Origin of the sequence: Nocardia brevicatena NBRC 12119 (assembly GCF_000308495.1) — a bacterium.
In the GTDB taxonomy this organism is placed as follows: Bacteria; Actinomycetota; Actinomycetes; order Mycobacteriales; family Mycobacteriaceae; genus Nocardia; species Nocardia brevicatena.
On sequence record NZ_BAFU01000058.1, the window covers coordinates 103,888 to 120,209 of the forward strand.

18 protein-coding genes and 3 pseudogenes are annotated in these 16,322 nt (G+C 67.0%); 7 read left to right on the forward strand and 14 right to left on the reverse strand.

The window, feature by feature from the left end; all coding sequences use genetic code 11:
- The first annotated feature begins 47 nt into the window (after positions 1-47).
- Both ON20_RS15020 and ON20_RS15025 read left to right on the forward strand, forming a co-directional pair.
- Complete coding sequence (locus ON20_RS15020) at positions 48-1,226, forward strand: cytochrome P450 family protein (protein WP_306306851.1); 1,179 nt, start codon at positions 48-50, stop codon at positions 1,224-1,226.
- 161 nt (positions 1,227-1,387) lie between these two features.
- On the forward strand, positions 1,388-1,864 hold the full coding sequence (locus ON20_RS15025) for a nitroreductase family deazaflavin-dependent oxidoreductase (protein ID WP_040836160.1): 477 nt from the start codon (positions 1,388-1,390) through the stop codon (positions 1,862-1,864).
- Positions 1,865-2,013: 149 nt separating this feature from the next.
- Here ON20_RS15025 and ON20_RS15030 read toward each other — a convergent pair whose 3' ends face one another.
- From ON20_RS15030 to ON20_RS15040, 3 genes are all read right to left on the reverse strand, one after another.
- Positions 2,014-4,221 (reverse strand): molybdopterin oxidoreductase family protein, encoded by a 2,208-nt coding sequence (locus ON20_RS15030; RefSeq protein ID WP_051162508.1) that lies wholly within the window; start codon positions 4,219-4,221, stop codon positions 2,014-2,016.
- 60 nt (positions 4,222-4,281) lie between these two features.
- A complete protein-coding gene (locus ON20_RS15035) occupies positions 4,282-5,139 on the reverse strand; it encodes a methyltransferase domain-containing protein (RefSeq protein ID WP_083864931.1) in 858 nt (285 codons plus the stop codon).
- Between the two features lie 85 nt (positions 5,140-5,224).
- Positions 5,225-5,638, reverse strand: coding sequence for a secondary thiamine-phosphate synthase enzyme YjbQ (locus ON20_RS15040; RefSeq protein ID WP_040836265.1), 414 nt, complete (start codon positions 5,636-5,638; stop codon positions 5,225-5,227).
- A gap of 161 nt (positions 5,639-5,799) precedes the next feature.
- Here ON20_RS15040 and ON20_RS15045 point away from each other — a divergent pair, with 161 nt between their 5' ends.
- Positions 5,800-6,219: a low affinity iron permease family protein gene (locus ON20_RS15045; protein ID WP_051162509.1), complete on the forward strand. Its 420-nt coding sequence runs from the start codon at positions 5,800-5,802 to the stop codon at positions 6,217-6,219.
- A gap of 27 nt (positions 6,220-6,246) precedes the next feature.
- Here ON20_RS15045 and ON20_RS15050 read toward each other — a convergent pair whose 3' ends face one another.
- Complete coding sequence (locus ON20_RS15050) at positions 6,247-7,089, reverse strand: SDR family oxidoreductase (protein ID WP_040836161.1); 843 nt, start codon at positions 7,087-7,089, stop codon at positions 6,247-6,249.
- A gap of 150 nt (positions 7,090-7,239) precedes the next feature.
- Positions 7,240-7,389: a hypothetical protein gene (locus ON20_RS36460; protein WP_157228862.1), complete on the reverse strand. Its 150-nt coding sequence runs from the start codon at positions 7,387-7,389 to the stop codon at positions 7,240-7,242.
- 176 nt (positions 7,390-7,565) lie between these two features.
- Between ON20_RS36460 and ON20_RS15055 the strand changes: the two genes are divergently transcribed.
- Positions 7,566-7,802: a hypothetical protein gene (locus tag ON20_RS15055; protein WP_040836162.1), complete on the forward strand. Its 237-nt coding sequence runs from the start codon at positions 7,566-7,568 to the stop codon at positions 7,800-7,802.
- A gap of 95 nt (positions 7,803-7,897) precedes the next feature.
- Here the strand turns inward: ON20_RS15055 and ON20_RS15060 are convergent.
- A pseudogene (locus ON20_RS15060) lies at positions 7,898-9,279 on the reverse strand (aminotransferase class I/II-fold pyridoxal phosphate-dependent enzyme).
- Between the two features lie 148 nt (positions 9,280-9,427).
- On the opposite strand from ON20_RS15060, the gene ON20_RS38930 reads away from it, so the two are divergent.
- Positions 9,428-9,640 carry a hypothetical protein gene (locus ON20_RS38930; RefSeq protein ID WP_245547246.1) on the forward strand — a complete coding sequence of 71 codons (213 nt, stop codon included), beginning with the start codon at positions 9,428-9,430 and terminating at the stop codon, positions 9,638-9,640.
- A 184-nt stretch (positions 9,641-9,824) separates the two neighbouring features.
- On the opposite strand, the pseudogene ON20_RS38935 reads toward ON20_RS38930, so the two are convergent.
- From ON20_RS38935 to ON20_RS15095, 8 genes and pseudogenes are all read right to left on the reverse strand, one after another.
- Positions 9,825-9,929 (reverse strand): annotated as a pseudogene (locus ON20_RS38935) (Rv2640c family ArsR-like transcriptional regulator); the annotation flags it as partial.
- A 170-nt stretch (positions 9,930-10,099) separates the two neighbouring features.
- Complete coding sequence (locus tag ON20_RS15070) at positions 10,100-10,549, reverse strand: DUF5994 family protein (RefSeq protein WP_040836163.1); 450 nt, start codon at positions 10,547-10,549, stop codon at positions 10,100-10,102.
- Positions 10,539-10,979 carry a DUF5994 family protein gene (locus ON20_RS15075; protein ID WP_051162511.1) on the reverse strand — a complete coding sequence of 147 codons (441 nt, stop codon included), beginning with the start codon at positions 10,977-10,979 and terminating at the stop codon, positions 10,539-10,541. The genes ON20_RS15070 and ON20_RS15075 overlap by 11 nt, the downstream gene beginning before the upstream one ends.
- A 277-nt stretch (positions 10,980-11,256) precedes the next feature.
- A pseudogene (locus ON20_RS36465) lies at positions 11,257-11,409 on the reverse strand (phosphatidylinositol mannoside acyltransferase); the annotation flags it as partial.
- Complete coding sequence (locus ON20_RS36470) at positions 11,406-11,576, reverse strand: hypothetical protein (RefSeq protein WP_157228863.1); 171 nt, start codon at positions 11,574-11,576, stop codon at positions 11,406-11,408. The pseudogene ON20_RS36465 and the gene ON20_RS36470, both read right to left, overlap by 4 nt.
- A 186-nt stretch (positions 11,577-11,762) precedes the next feature.
- A complete protein-coding gene (locus tag ON20_RS15085; RefSeq protein ID WP_051162513.1) occupies positions 11,763-12,944 on the reverse strand; it encodes a fatty acid desaturase family protein in 1,182 nt (393 codons plus the stop codon).
- A 14-nt stretch (positions 12,945-12,958) separates the two neighbouring features.
- The gene (locus tag ON20_RS15090) at positions 12,959-14,074 is read right to left on the reverse strand and encodes a ferredoxin reductase (protein WP_083864932.1); all 1,116 of its coding nucleotides are present in this window, start codon (positions 14,072-14,074) and stop codon (positions 12,959-12,961) included.
- Positions 14,075-14,262: 188 nt separating this feature from the next.
- Positions 14,263-14,691: a hypothetical protein gene (locus ON20_RS15095; RefSeq protein ID WP_040836165.1), complete on the reverse strand. Its 429-nt coding sequence runs from the start codon at positions 14,689-14,691 to the stop codon at positions 14,263-14,265.
- A 378-nt stretch (positions 14,692-15,069) separates the two neighbouring features.
- Here ON20_RS15095 and ON20_RS37640 point away from each other — a divergent pair, with 378 nt between their 5' ends.
- Together ON20_RS37640 and ON20_RS15105 are read left to right on the forward strand one after the other, a co-directional pair.
- The gene (locus tag ON20_RS37640; protein ID WP_174361890.1) at positions 15,070-15,672 is read left to right on the forward strand and encodes a DUF5994 family protein; all 603 of its coding nucleotides are present in this window, start codon (positions 15,070-15,072) and stop codon (positions 15,670-15,672) included.
- A complete protein-coding gene (locus tag ON20_RS15105) occupies positions 15,669-16,148 on the forward strand; it encodes a DUF5994 family protein (protein WP_051162519.1) in 480 nt (159 codons plus the stop codon). Before ON20_RS37640 ends, ON20_RS15105 begins: the two co-directional genes overlap by 4 nt.
- Positions 16,149-16,322 lie beyond the last annotated feature (174 nt).

Genomic DNA, 16,322 nt, shown 5'->3' on the forward strand with positions numbered 1-16,322 from the left:
GACCCCGGACCGCGCATCACCCGGGCATGGAGCCCGATGGTGAACGAGTGCCGTTATACACGGGTGAATACACGCGCGATCCGATGCGGGTCTTCCAGGAGATGCGCGCGAAATACGGTTCGATGGCGCCGATCGAGCTGGCGCCCGGCGTCCCCGCGACACTGGTGCTCGGGTACCACACGGCGGTGCGCATTCTGCAGGATCCGGAGCATTTCCCGGCTGATCCACGTACCTGGCAGCAGACGATTCCGGCCGATTCGCCGATCAGGCCCGTCATGGAGTGGTGCCCCAACGCCCGACGCAGCACCGGCACGGAACATCGCCGGTATCGCCAGGCCTACACCGACAGCGTCGATCGTATCGACCTGCATTCCCTCCACAGTACGGTCGCCGCGATCGCGACGCCGTTGATAAATGATTTCTGCGAAACCGGTTCGGCCGATCTGACGGCACAGTACGTCTTCCCGATCGTGTTCCGGATGCTGAACGAACTCGTCGGCTGTCCACCGGAACTCGGTGCACGGATCGCCGCCGGAATGGCGGCGGTCAGCGACGCCGCCGAAGACGGCGCGAAGGCGTTCCGCATGATCGAGGATGCGCTGGGGGAGCTGGTCCGGCTGCGCCGGGAAGATCCCGGTGACAATGTGGCCTCGTGGATGGCGCGGCACCCGGCTCGGCTCGACGACACCGAGCTTCTGCATCAGCTGTTCGATTTCTACGGCGCGGGGGTGGAACCGCTGCACAATCTGATCGCCAATGCCCTGCTACTGGTGATCGATGACGAGCGTTCCGGCGGATCGGTCGTCGGCGGCAGCCTGTCGACCCGAGACGCGATCGACAAGGTGCTGTTCGACAACCCGCCCATCGCCAACCTCTGCATGTCCTATCCGCGGCAGCCGATTCTGGTCGATAACTACTGGCTTCCCGCCCATCAGCCGGTGCTCGTCAGCATGGCGGCATGCAACAACGACCCGGCCATCGCCGGCGGCGACAGGATCGGCAACCGGTCACATCTGGCATGGGGTGGCGGCTCGCATGCCTGTCCGGCCCGGAGCGTCGCCTACCTGATCGCCCAAGAGGCGATCGACCAACTCCTCGACGCGCTGCCCGAGATGGAACTCGCCACGCCGCGCGACGCGCTGACCTGGCGGCCGGGACCGTTCGCTCGTTCGCTCGCATCACTGCCGGTGCGGTTCCCGTCCTCTCCCCCGTTGCCCACCTTCTAACCCTCGGGCCGGCAGCGTACCCGGGCAAAAGCGCTTCGCCCGAGCCCGGTGCGTCCGTATCATCCTCACGTGAAACCCTTCGACAACCTGGTCACGCGGTCGACAGCGCGGGGGCGAAACGGCGCTCGCCGGCAACAGGGTATGTCTGCGACGATTGCACGATGCTATCCAACCCTTTGGCGCGTCTGGCCCGCCGGCTCGGCAGGCAACCATGGGTAATGCGAACGGCGCCTCTGGTTTTGCCGGCCGAGCGGCTGATCCGCGCGCTCAGCGGCAACCGACTCGGCGTGCTCGACCTCGCCGGTCTACCGTCACTGCGTCTTACCGTGGCGGATCGGAGAACCGGGCAGCCGCGGGAGACGTCGCTGCTGTGTGTGCCGCGCGGTGAGGGCTTTCTGATCATCGGCTCCAACTGGGGTAGCCCACACCATCCCGCATGGTCGACCAATCTTCGTGCGGCCGGGACCGCGCTGGTACACCTCCACGGCGAAACCTTCCCGGTGAGCGCCACCGAACTCGAGGGCCTTGACCGGGCCCGCGCCTGGGAGCGGGTGGTCGAATACTGGCCCGGCTACCGGGTCGAGGAAGAACTGGCCGGCGGGCGCGAGTTCAGGATCTTCGAACTGCGCCGCCGGTGAGGGCGATCCAGGCTCCCGGCTCGCCCTCACCGGTGGAACGGAGCCACCGAGACCACAGTATCCGGAGCCGCCGGGTCTCGGCCGAACCGTGCCGGTTCGGCCGAGATATCGCGGACGCTCGGGCCGGTCATATTCACCGTAACCGCGGATTACGCGGGCATGAGTGAAACGGGAACGCCGTTGAAGACCGCGTTACCGGACGGCACATCCAGCACCGAATCGTCGGTGAGGATATTGACGTTCACCCCCGCGTTTTCCCGCGCCACCTGCTGCCCGCTGTCACCGTGCCCCCACCCGTGCGGCAGGCTCACCACCCCGGGCATGATCGCCTCGGTGGGTTCCAGTGGGACGGTGAGCGATCCGGCGGCCGATTTCACGATCGCGTGGTCACCGAGCCCCCACCGCGCCACATCATCGGGGTGAATATGCAGGGTGCAGCGGTTCGTTCCGCTCACCAGCCGCGGCACATTGTGCATCCAACTGTTGTTCGACCGCAGGTGACGGCGTCCGATCAGTACCACTTCGGGGGCCGGCTCCGACAGCGCGCCCCGCAAGCGGACCACGTCGGCGAGCAGCAGCGGCGGCGCCAGGTCCACCCTGCCGGACGCGGTGCGCAGGACCTCCGACAGCCGAGGTCGCAACGGACCGAGGTCGACACCGTGCGGATTGTCCAGCAGGGTCTGCAGGTTCAAGGTGCCCCCGTTCCATTCGCCGTACGGCCCGAGGCGCAGCATCAGATCGATACGCTGTTCGGCGCTGTTCTCGCCGATCAGTTCGTGCCGGCGCTCGTCCATACCGGCCTTGTGCAGCATTCCGGCGATCACGACCTCGTCGAACGACGCCACCGGGTCGTACCCGTCGTCGGCGCGGTGCTGCTGTCCGCAGACCGCCGCCGCCAGTCGTGCGATCACCACCGACTCCGACGGCCGGTCGCCGAGCGGCACCAGCGGACGGGAGTAGCGCGCATAGTTGCGCACGGCGAACTGCAGCAGCGCGAAGTCGTAGTGTGGGGACTGCAGCGGCCGGGGCGGCGGCAGGATCACATCGGCGTGCCGGGTGGTCTCGTTGATATAGCGGTCCACGCTCACCATGAATTCGAGTTCGGCGAACGCGATATCGAGTCGGGTCCCGTTGGGCGCCGACAGCACCGGATTGCCCGCGACCGTCACCAGCGCACGCACCTGTCCCTCACCGGGTGTGGCGATCTCGTCGGCGAGCGTGGCCACCGGCAACTCGCCCATGGCTTCCGGCAGATCGCGAACCCGGGCACTCCAACGACCGGGGCGGAACGGTTTCGTCCGCACGATGCCCAGCGCCGCCGCGGTCGCGAACATCGCCCCGCCCGGCGAGTCCAGATTGCCGGTGAGGGCGTTGATCACCTCCACCAGCCACTGGGTGAGGGTGCCGAATTCGGCTGTGCAGGTGCCGATCCGGGCGTAGACGGCCGCGGTCGGCGCCGCCGCCAGTTCCCGGGCCAGCCGGACCACCGTCTCCGCGGACACACCGGTTCGCCACGCCACCGCCTCGGGGGTGAAATCGCTTGCGACGGAGCGTAGCTCGTCGAGTCCGGTGGCCTCGACCCGGAGATCGATCAGACCCTCCGCGAACAGGGTGCGCACAATCCCGAACAGCAGGTAGGCGTCGCTGCCCGGGCGGATGAACAGATGTTCGTCGGCGATTTCGGCGGTGCGGGTGCGACGTGGGTCCACCACCACGAGGCGCCCGCCGCGAACGCGCAGCGCCTTCAATCGGCCCGGGAAATCCGGCGCGGTACACAGTGAACCGTTGGATTCGAGCGGATTGGCGCCCAACATCAGCAGATAGTCGGTGTGGTCGAGATCGGGTACCGGTATCGCGAGGGGGTCGCCGAACATCAGTCCGCAGGCCACCTGTTTGGGCATCTGGTCGGCGGTTCCGGCCGAGAACAGGTTCTTGGTGCCCAGCGCTCGAATCAGCGCGGGGACATACAACGCGCCGGCCACGGTATGCGCGTTGGGGTTGCCCAGATACAGCGCGGTGGCCTGGTTTCCGTAGGCGGACGTGATCGCCGGGATATGCTCGGCGATCACCTCGAACGCCTCGTCCCAGGACGCGGTGCGCCAGGTGCCGGTCGCACGGTTGCGGATCAGCGGTTCGGTCACCCGGTCGGGATCCTCGTCGAGGTACCCCAGGCTCGCGCCCTTCGGGCAGATGAACCCGGCGCTGAACGGGTCCTCGCGATCACCGCGCACGGCTGTCACATGGTCATCGGCGTCGAGGGTTATCTCGAGCCCGCAGACCGCTTCGCACAGCGGACAGGTCCGCAGCAGGTTCCGGGAGTCGAGGCGGGTGCTGGTATCAGGGGTGCTCGCGGCCATACCCCATCTTCGCGCGCGGAACCGTCCCTGGGTCGCGGGACACCGCCCATCGCCGGCGAGTCAGCGCACGATGTCCTGTCCGAGGTGGGCGAGCACCGCGAACATGGTCACCGAGACATGGAAATCGCCCGAGGCGATACCCGCGTCCAGGTCGGCGGTGAGTTCGGCGCGTTCCCCTTCGGTGAGCACACCCCGCGCGACGGCCCGCTCCCCCATCTCCGCGGCCATGACCCGGGCGATGGACTCGTCCCAGATCACCGCTTCCGAGCCCATATCGTCGATCACGAACCCGGCCGCGGTGAGCAGACCCCGCAACCGCCGCCCGGAGGTGGGGTTCGGGGTTTCCGACAGCATTGCCGTGGTCAACCGGTCGAGGACCTCCGGATCACCCGGGTGGATGATCGAGGTGCGCCAGTCGCTGTCGACCAGCAGTACTCGGCCGCCCGGCCGCAGCACCCGCGCGATCTCGGCCGTCGCCGCCGCCGGATCGTCGAGATGCTGGAATACGCGCTCACACCGCACCGCGTCGAAGGAATCATCCGGAAACGGCAGTCGGTAGGCCGTGCCTTCGACGAAACGGGCACTCGCCCCGGCCTCCTCGGCCCGCTCCCGCGCCACGGCGAGCATCGCCGGGTTCGGATCCACTCCCACCGCCTCGCCTCTGGCGCCGACACGCGCGGCGAACTCGAGAACTTCGCTGCCGGTTCCGGAGCCGACATCCAGCGCCCGCTCCCCCGAACCGACTGCCAGGGCGTCGTGTCCCCAGCGGCGCATCCGCTGAATACTCGCCAGCTGCGCCTGGAGATCGAGCACCCCGACCAACAGGCGTGTCGACTCGTCCTGCGCCTGCGCGCCGCTGTCGTGCTCGGCGGTCTCGTCCCAACGGAAAGATGGCTCGCCCTTGTTCGTGCTCGTCATGCCCCGACAGTAGTCCGCGCAACGGAACACACTGTTCGGCCGGTTCCGGAATCGCCGGGGCCGCAGTCGAAACCGGCGGCACGGATCAACCGGTGTCGGTCAGAAACGACAGTCGCACCTGTCGATCCGGATTGTCGACGTTCACGTCCACCAGCGCGATCGACTGCCAGGTGCCCAGCGCCAACGATCCGTCGAGCACCGGGATCGTCGCATAGGGCGCGATCAGCGCCGGCATCACATGGGAGCGCCCGTGGCCGCGTGAACCGTGCGCATGGCGCCACCGGTCGTCGGCGGGCAGCAGATCCCGCAGCGCCGCCAACAAATCCTCGTCGCTGCGCGCCCCCAGTTCCATCACCGCCACACCCGCGGTGGCATGGGGCACGAAGATGTGTAACAGTCCGTCGCCGCCGGCGGCGCGCACGAACGCCGCACACTGGGGAGTGATATCGACGACGCTGTCACTGTGTCCCGTCCGCACCGATATCAGCGTGCTCTTCATACCTGAATCGTCCCCCATCGTTTCGAGTACCGGTTCGCGGGTATCTGCCTCATGCTCGGTCCCCGAGCGCACCGCCGCACGAGACGATTCCGCCCGCAGGCCGTCGCGGGCGCGACTCCGTGAAAGGTTTCGTGTCGATCGCCGACCCCTGAGGAATCCCGATGAGCACACAGCCGCACTCTCCACACGGTCACCCGACGATGCCCTCGGACGTCGCCGACAAGCCGACGTTCTTCGACCGCTTCGCCACCTCCATGGGATCCTTCGTAGCCAAGGCGGGGTTCTTCGTGTTCTGTGTGCTCCTGGTGATCGTGTGGGCGCCGACATTCCTCGTCCTGCCAAGCATCGACACCTGGCAGCTGGTGATCAACACCGCTACCACCATCGTGACGTTTCTGCTGGTGGCTCTGTTGCAGAACACCCAGTCCCGCTATGACGAGGCGGTGCAGCAGAAACTCAACGCCATCGCCGACGCGCTCGCCGACCTCATGGACGAACTCGGCGAGACCTATCCCGAACTGGGCAGGCATCGCAAGGAACTGACCGAAGCGGTCGGCCTGGAAGACCGCGAGTCCGCGTAGCCGACGCCCCGGCACCGCCGGGTTCCTTCAGAGGATCGGACGGCCGCCCGTGACCGCCAGGCGGGCGCCCGAGATATAGCTGCCCTCATCGGAGGCGAGCAGCACATAGGCCGCCGCCAGCTCCGCCGGTTGTCCCGCCCGGCCCAGGGGCACATCGTCGCCGAAACCGCCGACCTTCTCCGGCGGCATCGTCGACGGGATCAGCGGCGTCCAGATGGGGCCGGGCGCAACGCTGTTCACGCGGATACCCCGCTCGCCCAGCAGTTGGGCGAGGCTGGCGGAGAAGTTCGCGATCGCCGCCTTGGTCGCCGCGTACGGCGCCAGGGTCGGCGCGGGCATATCGGAATTCACCGACGAACTGCCGATGATCGACGAACCCGGCGGCATATGTGGTAGCGCCGCCTTGACGAGACGGAAATAGGCACCGACATTGAGATCGAACGTGTAGTCGAACTCCTCGTCGGTGATCTCCTCCAGAGTGTTGTGGGTCATCTGGTAGGCCGCGTTGCTCACCAGCACATCGATCTTGCCGAATTCCTGGATCGCCCGGTCGATGACGGCCCGACACTGCCCCGGCTCGGACAGGTCACCGGGCACGAGGACGGCCTTGCACCCCGCATCGGCGACCAGATCGGCCACCTCCCGGGCGTCGGTCTCCTCCTCGGCGAGGTAGGAGATCAGCACATCGGCGCCTTCGCGGGCGAAAGCGATCGCCACCGCCCGTCCGATACCACTGTCGGCACCGGTGACGACCGCGGATTTATCGGTCAATTTGCCGGATCCGCGATAGCTCTGTTCGCCGCAATCGGGCTTCGGCGACATCCGCGCCTGGAGGCCGGGGACCTTCTGCTGCTGTTCGGGGAAACCCATACTCCGCTCCCTGTGTTCGGCTTCGGCCGTGTCCTTCCTCTGCTCCCGGTGGCGTGCGGCGGAATCGACGGGACTTCCGGGGCGCGCAGGACACCGAACAGTACCGGCCCGTCGGCGCTCGGTGCGCGATACCGACAGGCCGGTCGGAGGTCATTCGCCGCGGGTTTCGTCCTCGTCACGCTCGGTGCGCAGCGCCTCCTCGAGTTCGGCGCGCAGCTTTCGGGCCGTCGGCTCGTCCCCCGCGTCGGATGCCGTGGTGATGTCCTGCCGAAGCTGGGCGATCGTGTCCCTCGAGACCATCGAAACCTCCTGTCCTCACGGGTCCACCGGCCCGTTCCGGGTGGGAACTGCTTACGGCCTACCCCGGGGACGGGCCTCGAAACCGCTGCCGCGGGAGAACCGGCCGCGGGCCACTGTTTCGGCGTACACGTACCGGGTATGGCGCCGAATGTCACCAATCGGACAGGAGGTTTGTGATGGCCGTGGGCCAGGAAACCGGTCAGTTCACCGGGACCAAGGACAAGGACTACGACCTCATCTGGTTTGCTGAGGCATCAATGAGCAATGCCCTGCGGATGGAGGTGTATTGCCAGGACGCCGAACGCGCGGGCGACAACGAACTCGCCGAGTTCTTCCGGCGCGCACAGGCCGAGAGCCGCAAGGGGGCCGAACAGGCCAAGGCTCTGCTCGCCACCCGGCTCGGCCGGGGCTGATCGCATAAGGGTCCGGTCCCCCACCATATGGCAATGGGGGACCGACCCGTTTCGTACCGTCGTCATGCCGCTCGGGCCGTGCGGGGCGAACAGGATCAGCGGGACCGATCGACCACCCTGAAAGTGGCCAGGGTCGCGTCCGCGGCATCCGGCACGTTCATCCCCGCCGCCACCCCCGAGCGCAGATACTCCACCACGGCGGTATCAATACACTCGCCCGGCAGGACCACCGGAATACCCGGGGGATACGGGGTGAGCTGTTCGGCCGCGATCCGTCCCACCGCCTCCTGCGCCGGAACCGATTCGACGGGGCCGTGCTCCCGTCGCTCTGCGCCCGCCACGCGGTCATTGCCTCGGTCAGGGTGTCTACGGTTTCGTCGTCATCGGCCGGGGACAGCGTCGCCAGGATTCTGCGGTGGTCGCTGAGTCCCATATCGATCGCACGCCGGCGCCGTAACCAGTCGGCCGCCTCGTATCCCGTCACCCCGGTCTCGTGCAGGTCCATCAGCACCTGCAGCCGATCCAGGTCGTGGGAGGCCTGTTCACCGACCAGTACATCGTCGAGCACCTCGATACCGTCGATCTCGGCCAGTGCGGTACGGGCGCGATCCGCCGTGCGCAGGGCGGCGTCGAGCAGTTTGCCACCGTGTTCGACCATCTGCCGCCGCCATCCGTCCAACGCCGCGTAGATCGGCACACTCGGACTGGTCGTCATCAGCAGATCCGCACAGGCACTGAGTCGATCACAATCGATCAGATCCCCTTGCACGTGGAACACCGACCCCTGTTCGAAGCCGGCACCCATCTTGTGCACGCTGACCACGCACACATCGGCCCCCACATCCATCGCCCAGGTCGGCAGACCCTCGTGGAACGGCAGATGCGCGCCCCACGCCTCGTCCACGATCAGGGGCTTACCCCGTTCGTGGCACACCTCGACGATCCCGGCGAGGTCCGCGCAGGTGCCGTACGGACTGGGGCTGACGATCAGCGCGCCCGCCGCGTCGGGATATTCGTCCCATGCCCGACGTACCTGGTCGGGTGACGGCGGGTGTGACATATGGCGTTCGGCATCCCAGCGAGGCGGGATCCAGCGCGGTAGCACCCCGGAGAAGATCAGTCCGGCCACAATGGATTTGTGACTATCGCGGGGTACGAGCAGGCCGCCGTCGCATCCGCCGGCCACGGCCAGCATTGCCGCCTTCACCGACAGTGAGCTACCGCAGGTGGAGAAGAACGCGCTGTCGGCGCCCACTGCGTCCGCCATGAGCGCTTCGGCCTCGGCGAGGTAGCCGCCGCGGGAGAGCCGGTCGTCGAGACCCGGGCTCATCAACACATCCGAACGGAACGGATCGGCGCCCAGCACCGCGCGGACACGGGGATCGACCCCACGACCCTGCCGATGTCCCGGCGGGGTGAACCCGTATCGGCCGCTTCTTCGATGTTGATGTGCAGGAGTTCGTCTGTGCGGGCGCAGGTTTCGTAGAGCATCCGCCCCAGTGCCTTCTCCCGCAGGGCGATGTCGCGGCGGGCGATGAGCCGGTCGATCGCGGTGCGTGAGTGCACTGGTGTGGTCGAGTCGGGTGGGTGCAGCGTTTCACCCAGGCCAGGACCGCCGGGGCGGTGTGCCCGTGCTCGCGGCACCACGCCAGCCAGGACGCGACGGCGGCGCAGCGGGCGTTCCAGGTATTGACCGCCGCTTCACCCCAGAGAGTTTCGAGAGCTTCGCCGATCTCGTCGTCGACCACGTCGGCCAGCGGTCGGTTCTCGCCGAGCTGGTCGGTGGTCTTGTCGACGGCGTTAGTGTAGGCGCGGCGGGTATTCGCCGACCGGATTGAACTCGAGGTAGGCGTCGGCGGCCGCGCGGACAGTGATCGGCGACGGCATCGCGGTGACCTCCCTCGCCGGGCTTGCTACAGATAACGGGGCCGCTTCGCGCACCGCCGGAACGGTGTTGCCGCAGGCCAGGTTTATGCTGCCACAGATAACAGGCCGTTATCCGTGGCAAGCGGCGGATCCGGTTCAGGTGCAGCAGTGGGGATCGAGCACCGGACACAGGGCGGCGAGGGCGTCACGGCGTGCCCGGTGGACGACGTTCATCCCGCGCCGCTCGGATTCGACCAGGCCGTCACCTTCTACTCGACCTTGTTCGGCACGGAGCCGGCCAAGCGCAAGCCGGGGTATGTGAACTTTCGCGATCGCCGAGCCGCCGCTGAAGCCGGTGCTGATCGAGAACCCCGGCCATGGCGGCTGCAGCCGATCCCGACACTCCCCCCGTGGGTGGGGACATGGGAGGGTTATGCCACTGCTTGCCGCATCCGTTCACCGGCAAGACGCAGATCGGTGTCGGACGGGACGATCAGCAGGGACACGCTGGTGCCGTCGGTTGCGACCAGTTGCATGACATCGGGTGGCCGGTCGGGTTCTGGGCTGGGGGTGGGTATGCCGTCGTCGTCTTCGATGCGGCGTTGTGCGCGGCTGTTCGCGTTCCAGTCGAATCCGATGCGGGCGAGGGGTCCGAGCCGGGAGGAGAGGGCGCTGATCAGCTCGTGCAGTTCGGTGGTGAGGTTCCGTGTCCGTGGCCACCAGGCCCCATCGACCGGTGCCGGTTCGGCGTCGCGGCGGCGCAGGAGCAGGCGAGGGGTACGGGTCGGGAAGAGAAAAGGCTGCCGGTTGCGAGAGGACGTGGTCGCGGCGCCCATCGCGGCATGGTTGGTTATGGGGCGTGACGCGGAGTCATGGCTCATGACAGTCGCCGTGGTCCCAGATCGGATCCGGCAGGTCCCCGGCCGCTGCGAGCGCGGATCGCGCGAAGGCCGCGTCGGCACCGGCGGGTATGGCCTGCACCACTAGCACGGCACCACCGCTCCCGCATATGTACATGGTGCCGAACAGTTCGAACGGATACGGGTCGAGCTGTATGGTGCGGTCGGCCACGACGAGGTGCCGGTCGGTGGGTGACCAGGCACGTGGGTCGTAGACGATGCGCCATATCGGCCCTGTCCGCAGTCCGAGCGTGGTGATCAGGTCGGGGAGCTCGGTAGTCAGGTTGCTCGATCGGGGCCACCAGGCCGCATCGATATAGCCGCTGGGATCCGGACGCAGACGTAATCGTGGGGTGAGAGTAGGTGTGCGACCAAGCGGTGCCGAAGGCACATTGATCGATTGTGGCGTCATCGGACGCTCCTGTCACGGCCAGGAAAGGGCCGGATCGGTAACCCGGGGCGGCGCGACCTCTGCTGGTCAGCGCGCGTGTTGCCGCCGAATACCGTCGAGCCTACACGCAGATGCGGCGACCGGTCTCGACGTATACGAGACGCAACGGCGAATAGAGTGGGGCGTCCGGTCAGTGCGGCGGGATGCTGTGAGCGTGCTCACGGGCGAGCCGTCGGCGGTGTGATCGGCGGTCCACACCGGTGGCGGCATGCGCCGATCGGCCGGCTGTGTGGCGATGCAGTACCCGCGCCAGGTTGCGCCGCAATCGGAGCGGGCCACTGTCGCGGGCCGCGAGGTCGAACAGGCGCATTGCCCACCGCCGCGGTAGGGCGCGCACCAGCCGCCAACCGGTCGTGTACCCGAGATCCCAGGCCCGGGCCTTCGGGTTCACCGATCATCCCCGTCCGTCACCGCGGCATCATCCGCCGCCGCGGCACCCGATACGACGCTGCTGAACACCGGAGAGCACACCACGCCCGCACCGGCCGGTAAAGAGGTGACGGCGGGTTCCTCGAGATGACTGAACAGGCTCGGCGGTGGCCGGTATCTACGATTCATCCCTCGAGTCTCCTCTCCTAATACCGGAACAGGAGAATCGGGTCGGTCGGGTGCGCCCGACCGACCCGCTGTGATCGGCCGCCGTCGAGGGTGATGCGGTCGGCCGTGTCGAGTTCGCGCTCGTAGAGCAGCACATGCGACCGGAACGGCCGATGTGTCGTGTCCCGGACGAGGTCGATTCCCGGCTCAGATCTGTGTTGCTTTCGAAGGCGCCGATCCTTCGGAGGCCGTTTCGTCGTCCTTCTGGTTCCGCATCACGACAACACCTGGTTCCGGCGTTTTCCTGGCCGGCCATGGTGGCAGTGCGAGGCGGAAGATCTTGAGCCACACCGACCCGATCTGTCTGCCCAGGGGACCGGTGTTGTAGGGCAGGCCATACTTTTGGCACAGCGAGTGCACCTCGGGCGCGATTTCCGAATAACGGTTGGCGGGCAGGTCGGGGAACAGATGGTGCTCGATCTGATGTGACAGGTTGCCCGCCATGATGTGAAACAACTTGCCGCCGGTGATGTTCGACGAGCCCAGCATCTGCCGCACATACCATTCGCCGCGGGTTTCGTTCTCGGTTTCTTCCTGGGTGAATGTTTGTACCCCGGAAGGGAAGTGGCCGCAGAAGATGATCGAGTGGGCCCAGATGTTGCGGACCAGATTGGCGGTGGCGTTCCCGGCCAGGGTGGACAGCATCAGTGGGCCGCTGAGCAGCGGGAAGACGACGTAGTCCTTGAGGATTTGTTTACGCGCCTTGCGCCACTGGCCCTCGAGCAACCGCTTGATATCCCACCATGTGCGTTTGCCTTGGATGATGTTGTCGAACTCCAGGTCGTGCAGCATCACGCCCCATTCGAACAGCAGCATTCCCAGGAACGCATACATCGGGTTGCCCAGATAGTACGGATGCCACTTCTGAGCCTCGTCGATGCGTAACACGCCGTACCCGATATCGCGGTCGCGGCCGTGGATATTGGTGAAGGTGTGGTGTACGTAGTTGTGCGAATGCTTCCACTGGTCCGCGGGGCAGACGTTGTCCCATTCGAATACACGGGAGTTCAGCCCGGGTTCGCGCATCCAGTCCCACTGACCGTGCATGACGTTGTGGCCGATCTCCATGTTGTCCAGGATCTTGGACATGCTCAGTGCCGCGACGCCTGCCAGCCAGAACGGTGGCAGGAAGCCGAGATACATCAGGCCGCGGCCGGTGATCTCGAGACCGCGTTGTGTGGTGATGATCGAGTAGATGTATTCGCGATCGCGCTCACCCAGGTCGGCGGTGATACGGTCGCGCAATTCGTCCAGTGCACGGCCGAGTTCTGTCACCTGTTCGGCGGACAGCGCGACCGGTCCGTCCTTCGTTTCGGTCCGCATGACCATGGGGCACTCCCTTCTCAGATTGCGACATCCACGTCGCCGACCGGAGCATTGATGCAGAGCTGGATGGGCCGGTCCGGGTCGCTGTCGAGCTCACCGGTGCGGATATTGCGGGTACAGCCCGAGCGGCGGATGACGGTGCAGGACAAGCAGATCCCCATGCGGCAGCCGTATGTCGGGGTGAGGCCGGCGGATTCGGCCTGTTCGAGCAGGGTGGCGCCGGTGTTCTCGGCGGTGACGCCGCTGCCGAAGAAGGTCACCTCCCCTCTGGCATCCGTCGGGTCCGTGGGGGCCGCGGTCACCGTGAATTCCTCGGTGTGCAGCCGGTCGTCGAGCTGCTCGGCCTCGTAGACAGTACGCACCGCCGACATCAGCGACGGCGGGCCACACACGTAGGTCTGCGCCTGGGCGAACCACGGCGCCACCCGCTCCAGCTCGTCGTATCCGAAGCGGCTGGGGGCGGTGGCCGCGCAGGTCCGCGGTGCGGCGGTGTCGGAGGCAGTCCGCTGCCTGGTGGCCTGCTGGGTGTAGCGCAGTTCGATGCGGAGGCCGGCATGCCGCTGCGTGAGTGTTTCGAGCTCGGCCCGATACGGCACCACCTGCGGCGAGCGCGCATAGTGTAAGAACAGCACCTCACCGACATGGTTCTCGTCGGCCAGCGTCCGCAGCATGGACAGCACCGGGGTGATGCCGCTACCGCCGCTGATCAGCACAACCCGCTCCGGGCGCGGATCGGGCAGATGGAACACCCCCGCCGCCGGGGCAAGGTCGACCACCATTCCGGGCGCCGCATGATGATAAAGGTATTGCGACACGAGCCCGTTCGGGTGTGCCTTGACGGTGAGCTCGATACGCCGGTCACCGCGTGCCTGGGAGTTCACCGGTGAATAGCAGCGAGTGTGTTTGACACCGTCGATCAGCACACCGAGCCGCACGAACTGGCCGGCCAGATGCCCGCGCCACTGCCGTGTCGGACGCAGGACAAAAGTCACCGAGCCGGGAACCGAGCGGCACACATCTGTGATCTGGGCGCGCATATCGCGCAGCGTGAAGGTCGGGCGCACCAGCTCCAGGTACCGGTCGAGCGGGTGCGGCGCGGTAAGGGTCTGAACCAGATCGATGAGTCCGACCATGCGATCGATCCTCCATACTTTTGCTCGGCGACACGGCAAGCAGGTACAGGTACGAGTCGGACGCGAGGAGCGGGCCTGTCGAGCATTGCCGACCGGCACCCTCGCTATTGTATTGAGCGGCTCGGGTGTGGTCGGTCGAGGGGAACGGCGATGGCAGGAACTCGGCTCCCGCACGGTCTCGTGGTCTATCAATGTGGGGCGGTGGTCGATCCGGCGGATCGATTGCCGAACGGATGACGCCAGGTTCGGGGGCTGCCGTAGGGCGACCCGTGGGCCGTCGGCGCGACGGTGGTATCGGTCGGTGCAGCGGTGAGTCGGTCGCGGTCCTGCCTCGCTGCGGCGGTCTCGAGGCGGGATTGTTTCAGTTCGCGGCGGGCGAGGCGACCGCGGCGCGAGGTCCACCGTGCACTGGCAAGCAGCAGACCCAGGCCGAACGCGGCGACCGCACCGACGACGATGCCGGAGAGGAATAGTGCCCCGGTCGAACCGGTGACGTGGTACCCCAGCACGGTGAAGTTGTCGGTCAACGCATGAGCGGCCCCGGCGTTGCCCAGCACCCCGACCACACCGATGATCACGGCGGCGAGCAGAACGACGAGCCCCAAAATGATGATCATGACGGCCTCCAAGGCCTGGGGAGTACGGACCTACCCCAGTCAACGCCCGGTCTTCCCCCGTGTCGAGACTCGACCACGCCGCTCAGTGCTGCGACTCGGTAACCATCCTCGGCGCCGCGCGGACACATACCCCGATGGCGATGTTCATCCGTCGAAGGGGAGCGGTTCGGAAGGGTTCGGCCTGCGGAGAGATTATCCGACACGGCGAGGTGCCTGTGTGGTGCCGCAGGTCACCGTACATGCGTGCACGTCGGGCCGGTATGTACCCGGAGGGTAGGCTGAGAGTGTCGGGGGCTTTTCGTACGAGACCATCGGTGGTCTCGTCGTCACCCGGCGAATGAAAGGGGCCGCTATGCGGTCCCGGTCAGGAGCGTCGTGATGACGCTACAACATGAGCGGATCCTGCCGGACCGTTCCGCACGGCTTTCCCTTCGCAGCGGTCCGCCGGCATCGCGGCGGTCGCCGACACCGCGAGCGCCCCGCCCCGGGGTAGTGGACGGGGCCTGGTGGCCCCGCACACGTGACCTGGTCGCCGAACTGGTCGAGCTGGAGGCGCTGTTCATCGGACAGACAGGCACCATCGACCGCGTCATGTACAACATGGACGCCTGGCAAGCGGCGCCGAGACGCACGACGCTCGGCGGACGTTCGGTTCATTTGGACGGCTACCGACATCTGCCCACCCACACGCTCTGCGTCCTGGGACTGGATCGGACCCGGCTCGTTCTCCTGGTGATCCCCGCGGGCACCGAGACCGTCTCCGCCCAAGCGCTGCTGTCCGCGGCATCCCGACCGGGAAATGAACTCACCGCCGACGAACTGGTGGCAGCCGACACCCGGGCTGTCCTCGATCGCAGTCAGAACGCGACCGCGCTGCGCCGCTGGGATGACGAAGGCGGCCATGGCGCGCCAGTGGACCCGGACACGGACCATCTCCCATCCTTTGCGGGATACCCGACCCCTGCGGGAGGACGGATATGACACAGAACCCGCCGCGGGGCAGGGGCGGTGCCGCCGCCGACCGCGGTCTGGGGCGATTCCAGGCCACCGCCGGTGGTGGACAACCGTTCGACACGCCGACCCGCACACCACGACTGCTGCTGCGCGACCGTGACGAGCGCTCCGAGGACATCGACGGCGCCTGGTGGCCCAGAACCGACAACCTCACCACCGAACTGCACGACCTGGTGTCCGCGCTCACCACGCGACTGGGCGCGACCATCCGGATCACCTTCGACTGGAATTCGCTGAGCCTGACCCAACGGGCCATCGACGCTCCCGACGGGATCGAGGTTTCCGGTCCGCTTCCCGACCAGCCGCCCCAGGTGATGTATGTCTTCGGTCCGCACGATCGGCGCCTACGACTGCTGGTGATCGACCCCGCCACCCACACAGCCCGCGCCGAAGCACAGATGCGCAAGGCCGCAGGCACCATCGCCAACCCTCCGAGACCATGAACCGCCCCGGGACCCACCGTCACGGCCGACCACGGCGCCTTGCCCTGCCCGCCGCTACCCGGTGGTGAGGCTCCTCGGCATCGACCACCTCGTATCGCCACCGGCACCGACAACGACACTCGTTCGTCGCGGGCGTCGGGATCACGTAGCGGCGTGTCCCGCCCAGGTCGGGCA

Excerpts from the sequence above, each read along its gene's own strand:
- ON20_RS36470 (WP_157228863.1), bottom strand. The coding sequence starts at position 11,576 with ATGAATCGTAGATACCGGCCACCGCCGAGCCTGTTCAGTCATCTCGAG.
- ON20_RS15075 (WP_051162511.1), bottom strand. The coding sequence starts at position 10,979 with ATGACGCCACAATCGATCAATGTGCCTTCGGCACCGCTTGGTCGCACA.
- ON20_RS15090 (WP_083864932.1), bottom strand. The coding sequence starts at position 14,074 with ATGGTCGGACTCATCGATCTGGTTCAGACCCTTACCGCGCCGCACCCG.
- ON20_RS15085 (WP_051162513.1), bottom strand. The coding sequence starts at position 12,944 with ATGGTCATGCGGACCGAAACGAAGGACGGACCGGTCGCGCTGTCCGCC.
- ON20_RS15095 (WP_040836165.1), bottom strand. The coding sequence starts at position 14,691 with ATGATCATCATTTTGGGGCTCGTCGTTCTGCTCGCCGCCGTGATCATC.
- ON20_RS15040 (WP_040836265.1), bottom strand. The coding sequence starts at position 5,638 with ATGAAGAGCACGCTGATATCGGTGCGGACGGGACACAGTGACAGCGTC.
- ON20_RS15025 (WP_040836160.1), top strand. The coding sequence starts at position 1,388 with ATGCTATCCAACCCTTTGGCGCGTCTGGCCCGCCGGCTCGGCAGGCAA.
- ON20_RS15070 (WP_040836163.1), bottom strand. The coding sequence starts at position 10,549 with ATGAGCCATGACTCCGCGTCACGCCCCATAACCAACCATGCCGCGATG.
- ON20_RS15055 (WP_040836162.1), top strand. The coding sequence starts at position 7,566 with ATGGCCGTGGGCCAGGAAACCGGTCAGTTCACCGGGACCAAGGACAAG.
- ON20_RS36460 (WP_157228862.1), bottom strand. The coding sequence starts at position 7,389 with ATGGTCTCGAGGGACACGATCGCCCAGCTTCGGCAGGACATCACCACG.
- ON20_RS15030 (WP_051162508.1), bottom strand. The coding sequence starts at position 4,221 with ATGGCCGCGAGCACCCCTGATACCAGCACCCGCCTCGACTCCCGGAAC.
- ON20_RS37640 (WP_174361890.1), top strand. The coding sequence starts at position 15,070 with ATGACGCTACAACATGAGCGGATCCTGCCGGACCGTTCCGCACGGCTT.
- ON20_RS15045 (WP_051162509.1), top strand. The coding sequence starts at position 5,800 with ATGAGCACACAGCCGCACTCTCCACACGGTCACCCGACGATGCCCTCG.
- ON20_RS15050 (WP_040836161.1), bottom strand. The coding sequence starts at position 7,089 with ATGGGTTTCCCCGAACAGCAGCAGAAGGTCCCCGGCCTCCAGGCGCGG.
- ON20_RS15105 (WP_051162519.1), top strand. The coding sequence starts at position 15,669 with ATGACACAGAACCCGCCGCGGGGCAGGGGCGGTGCCGCCGCCGACCGC.
- ON20_RS15035 (WP_083864931.1), bottom strand. The coding sequence starts at position 5,139 with ATGACGAGCACGAACAAGGGCGAGCCATCTTTCCGTTGGGACGAGACC.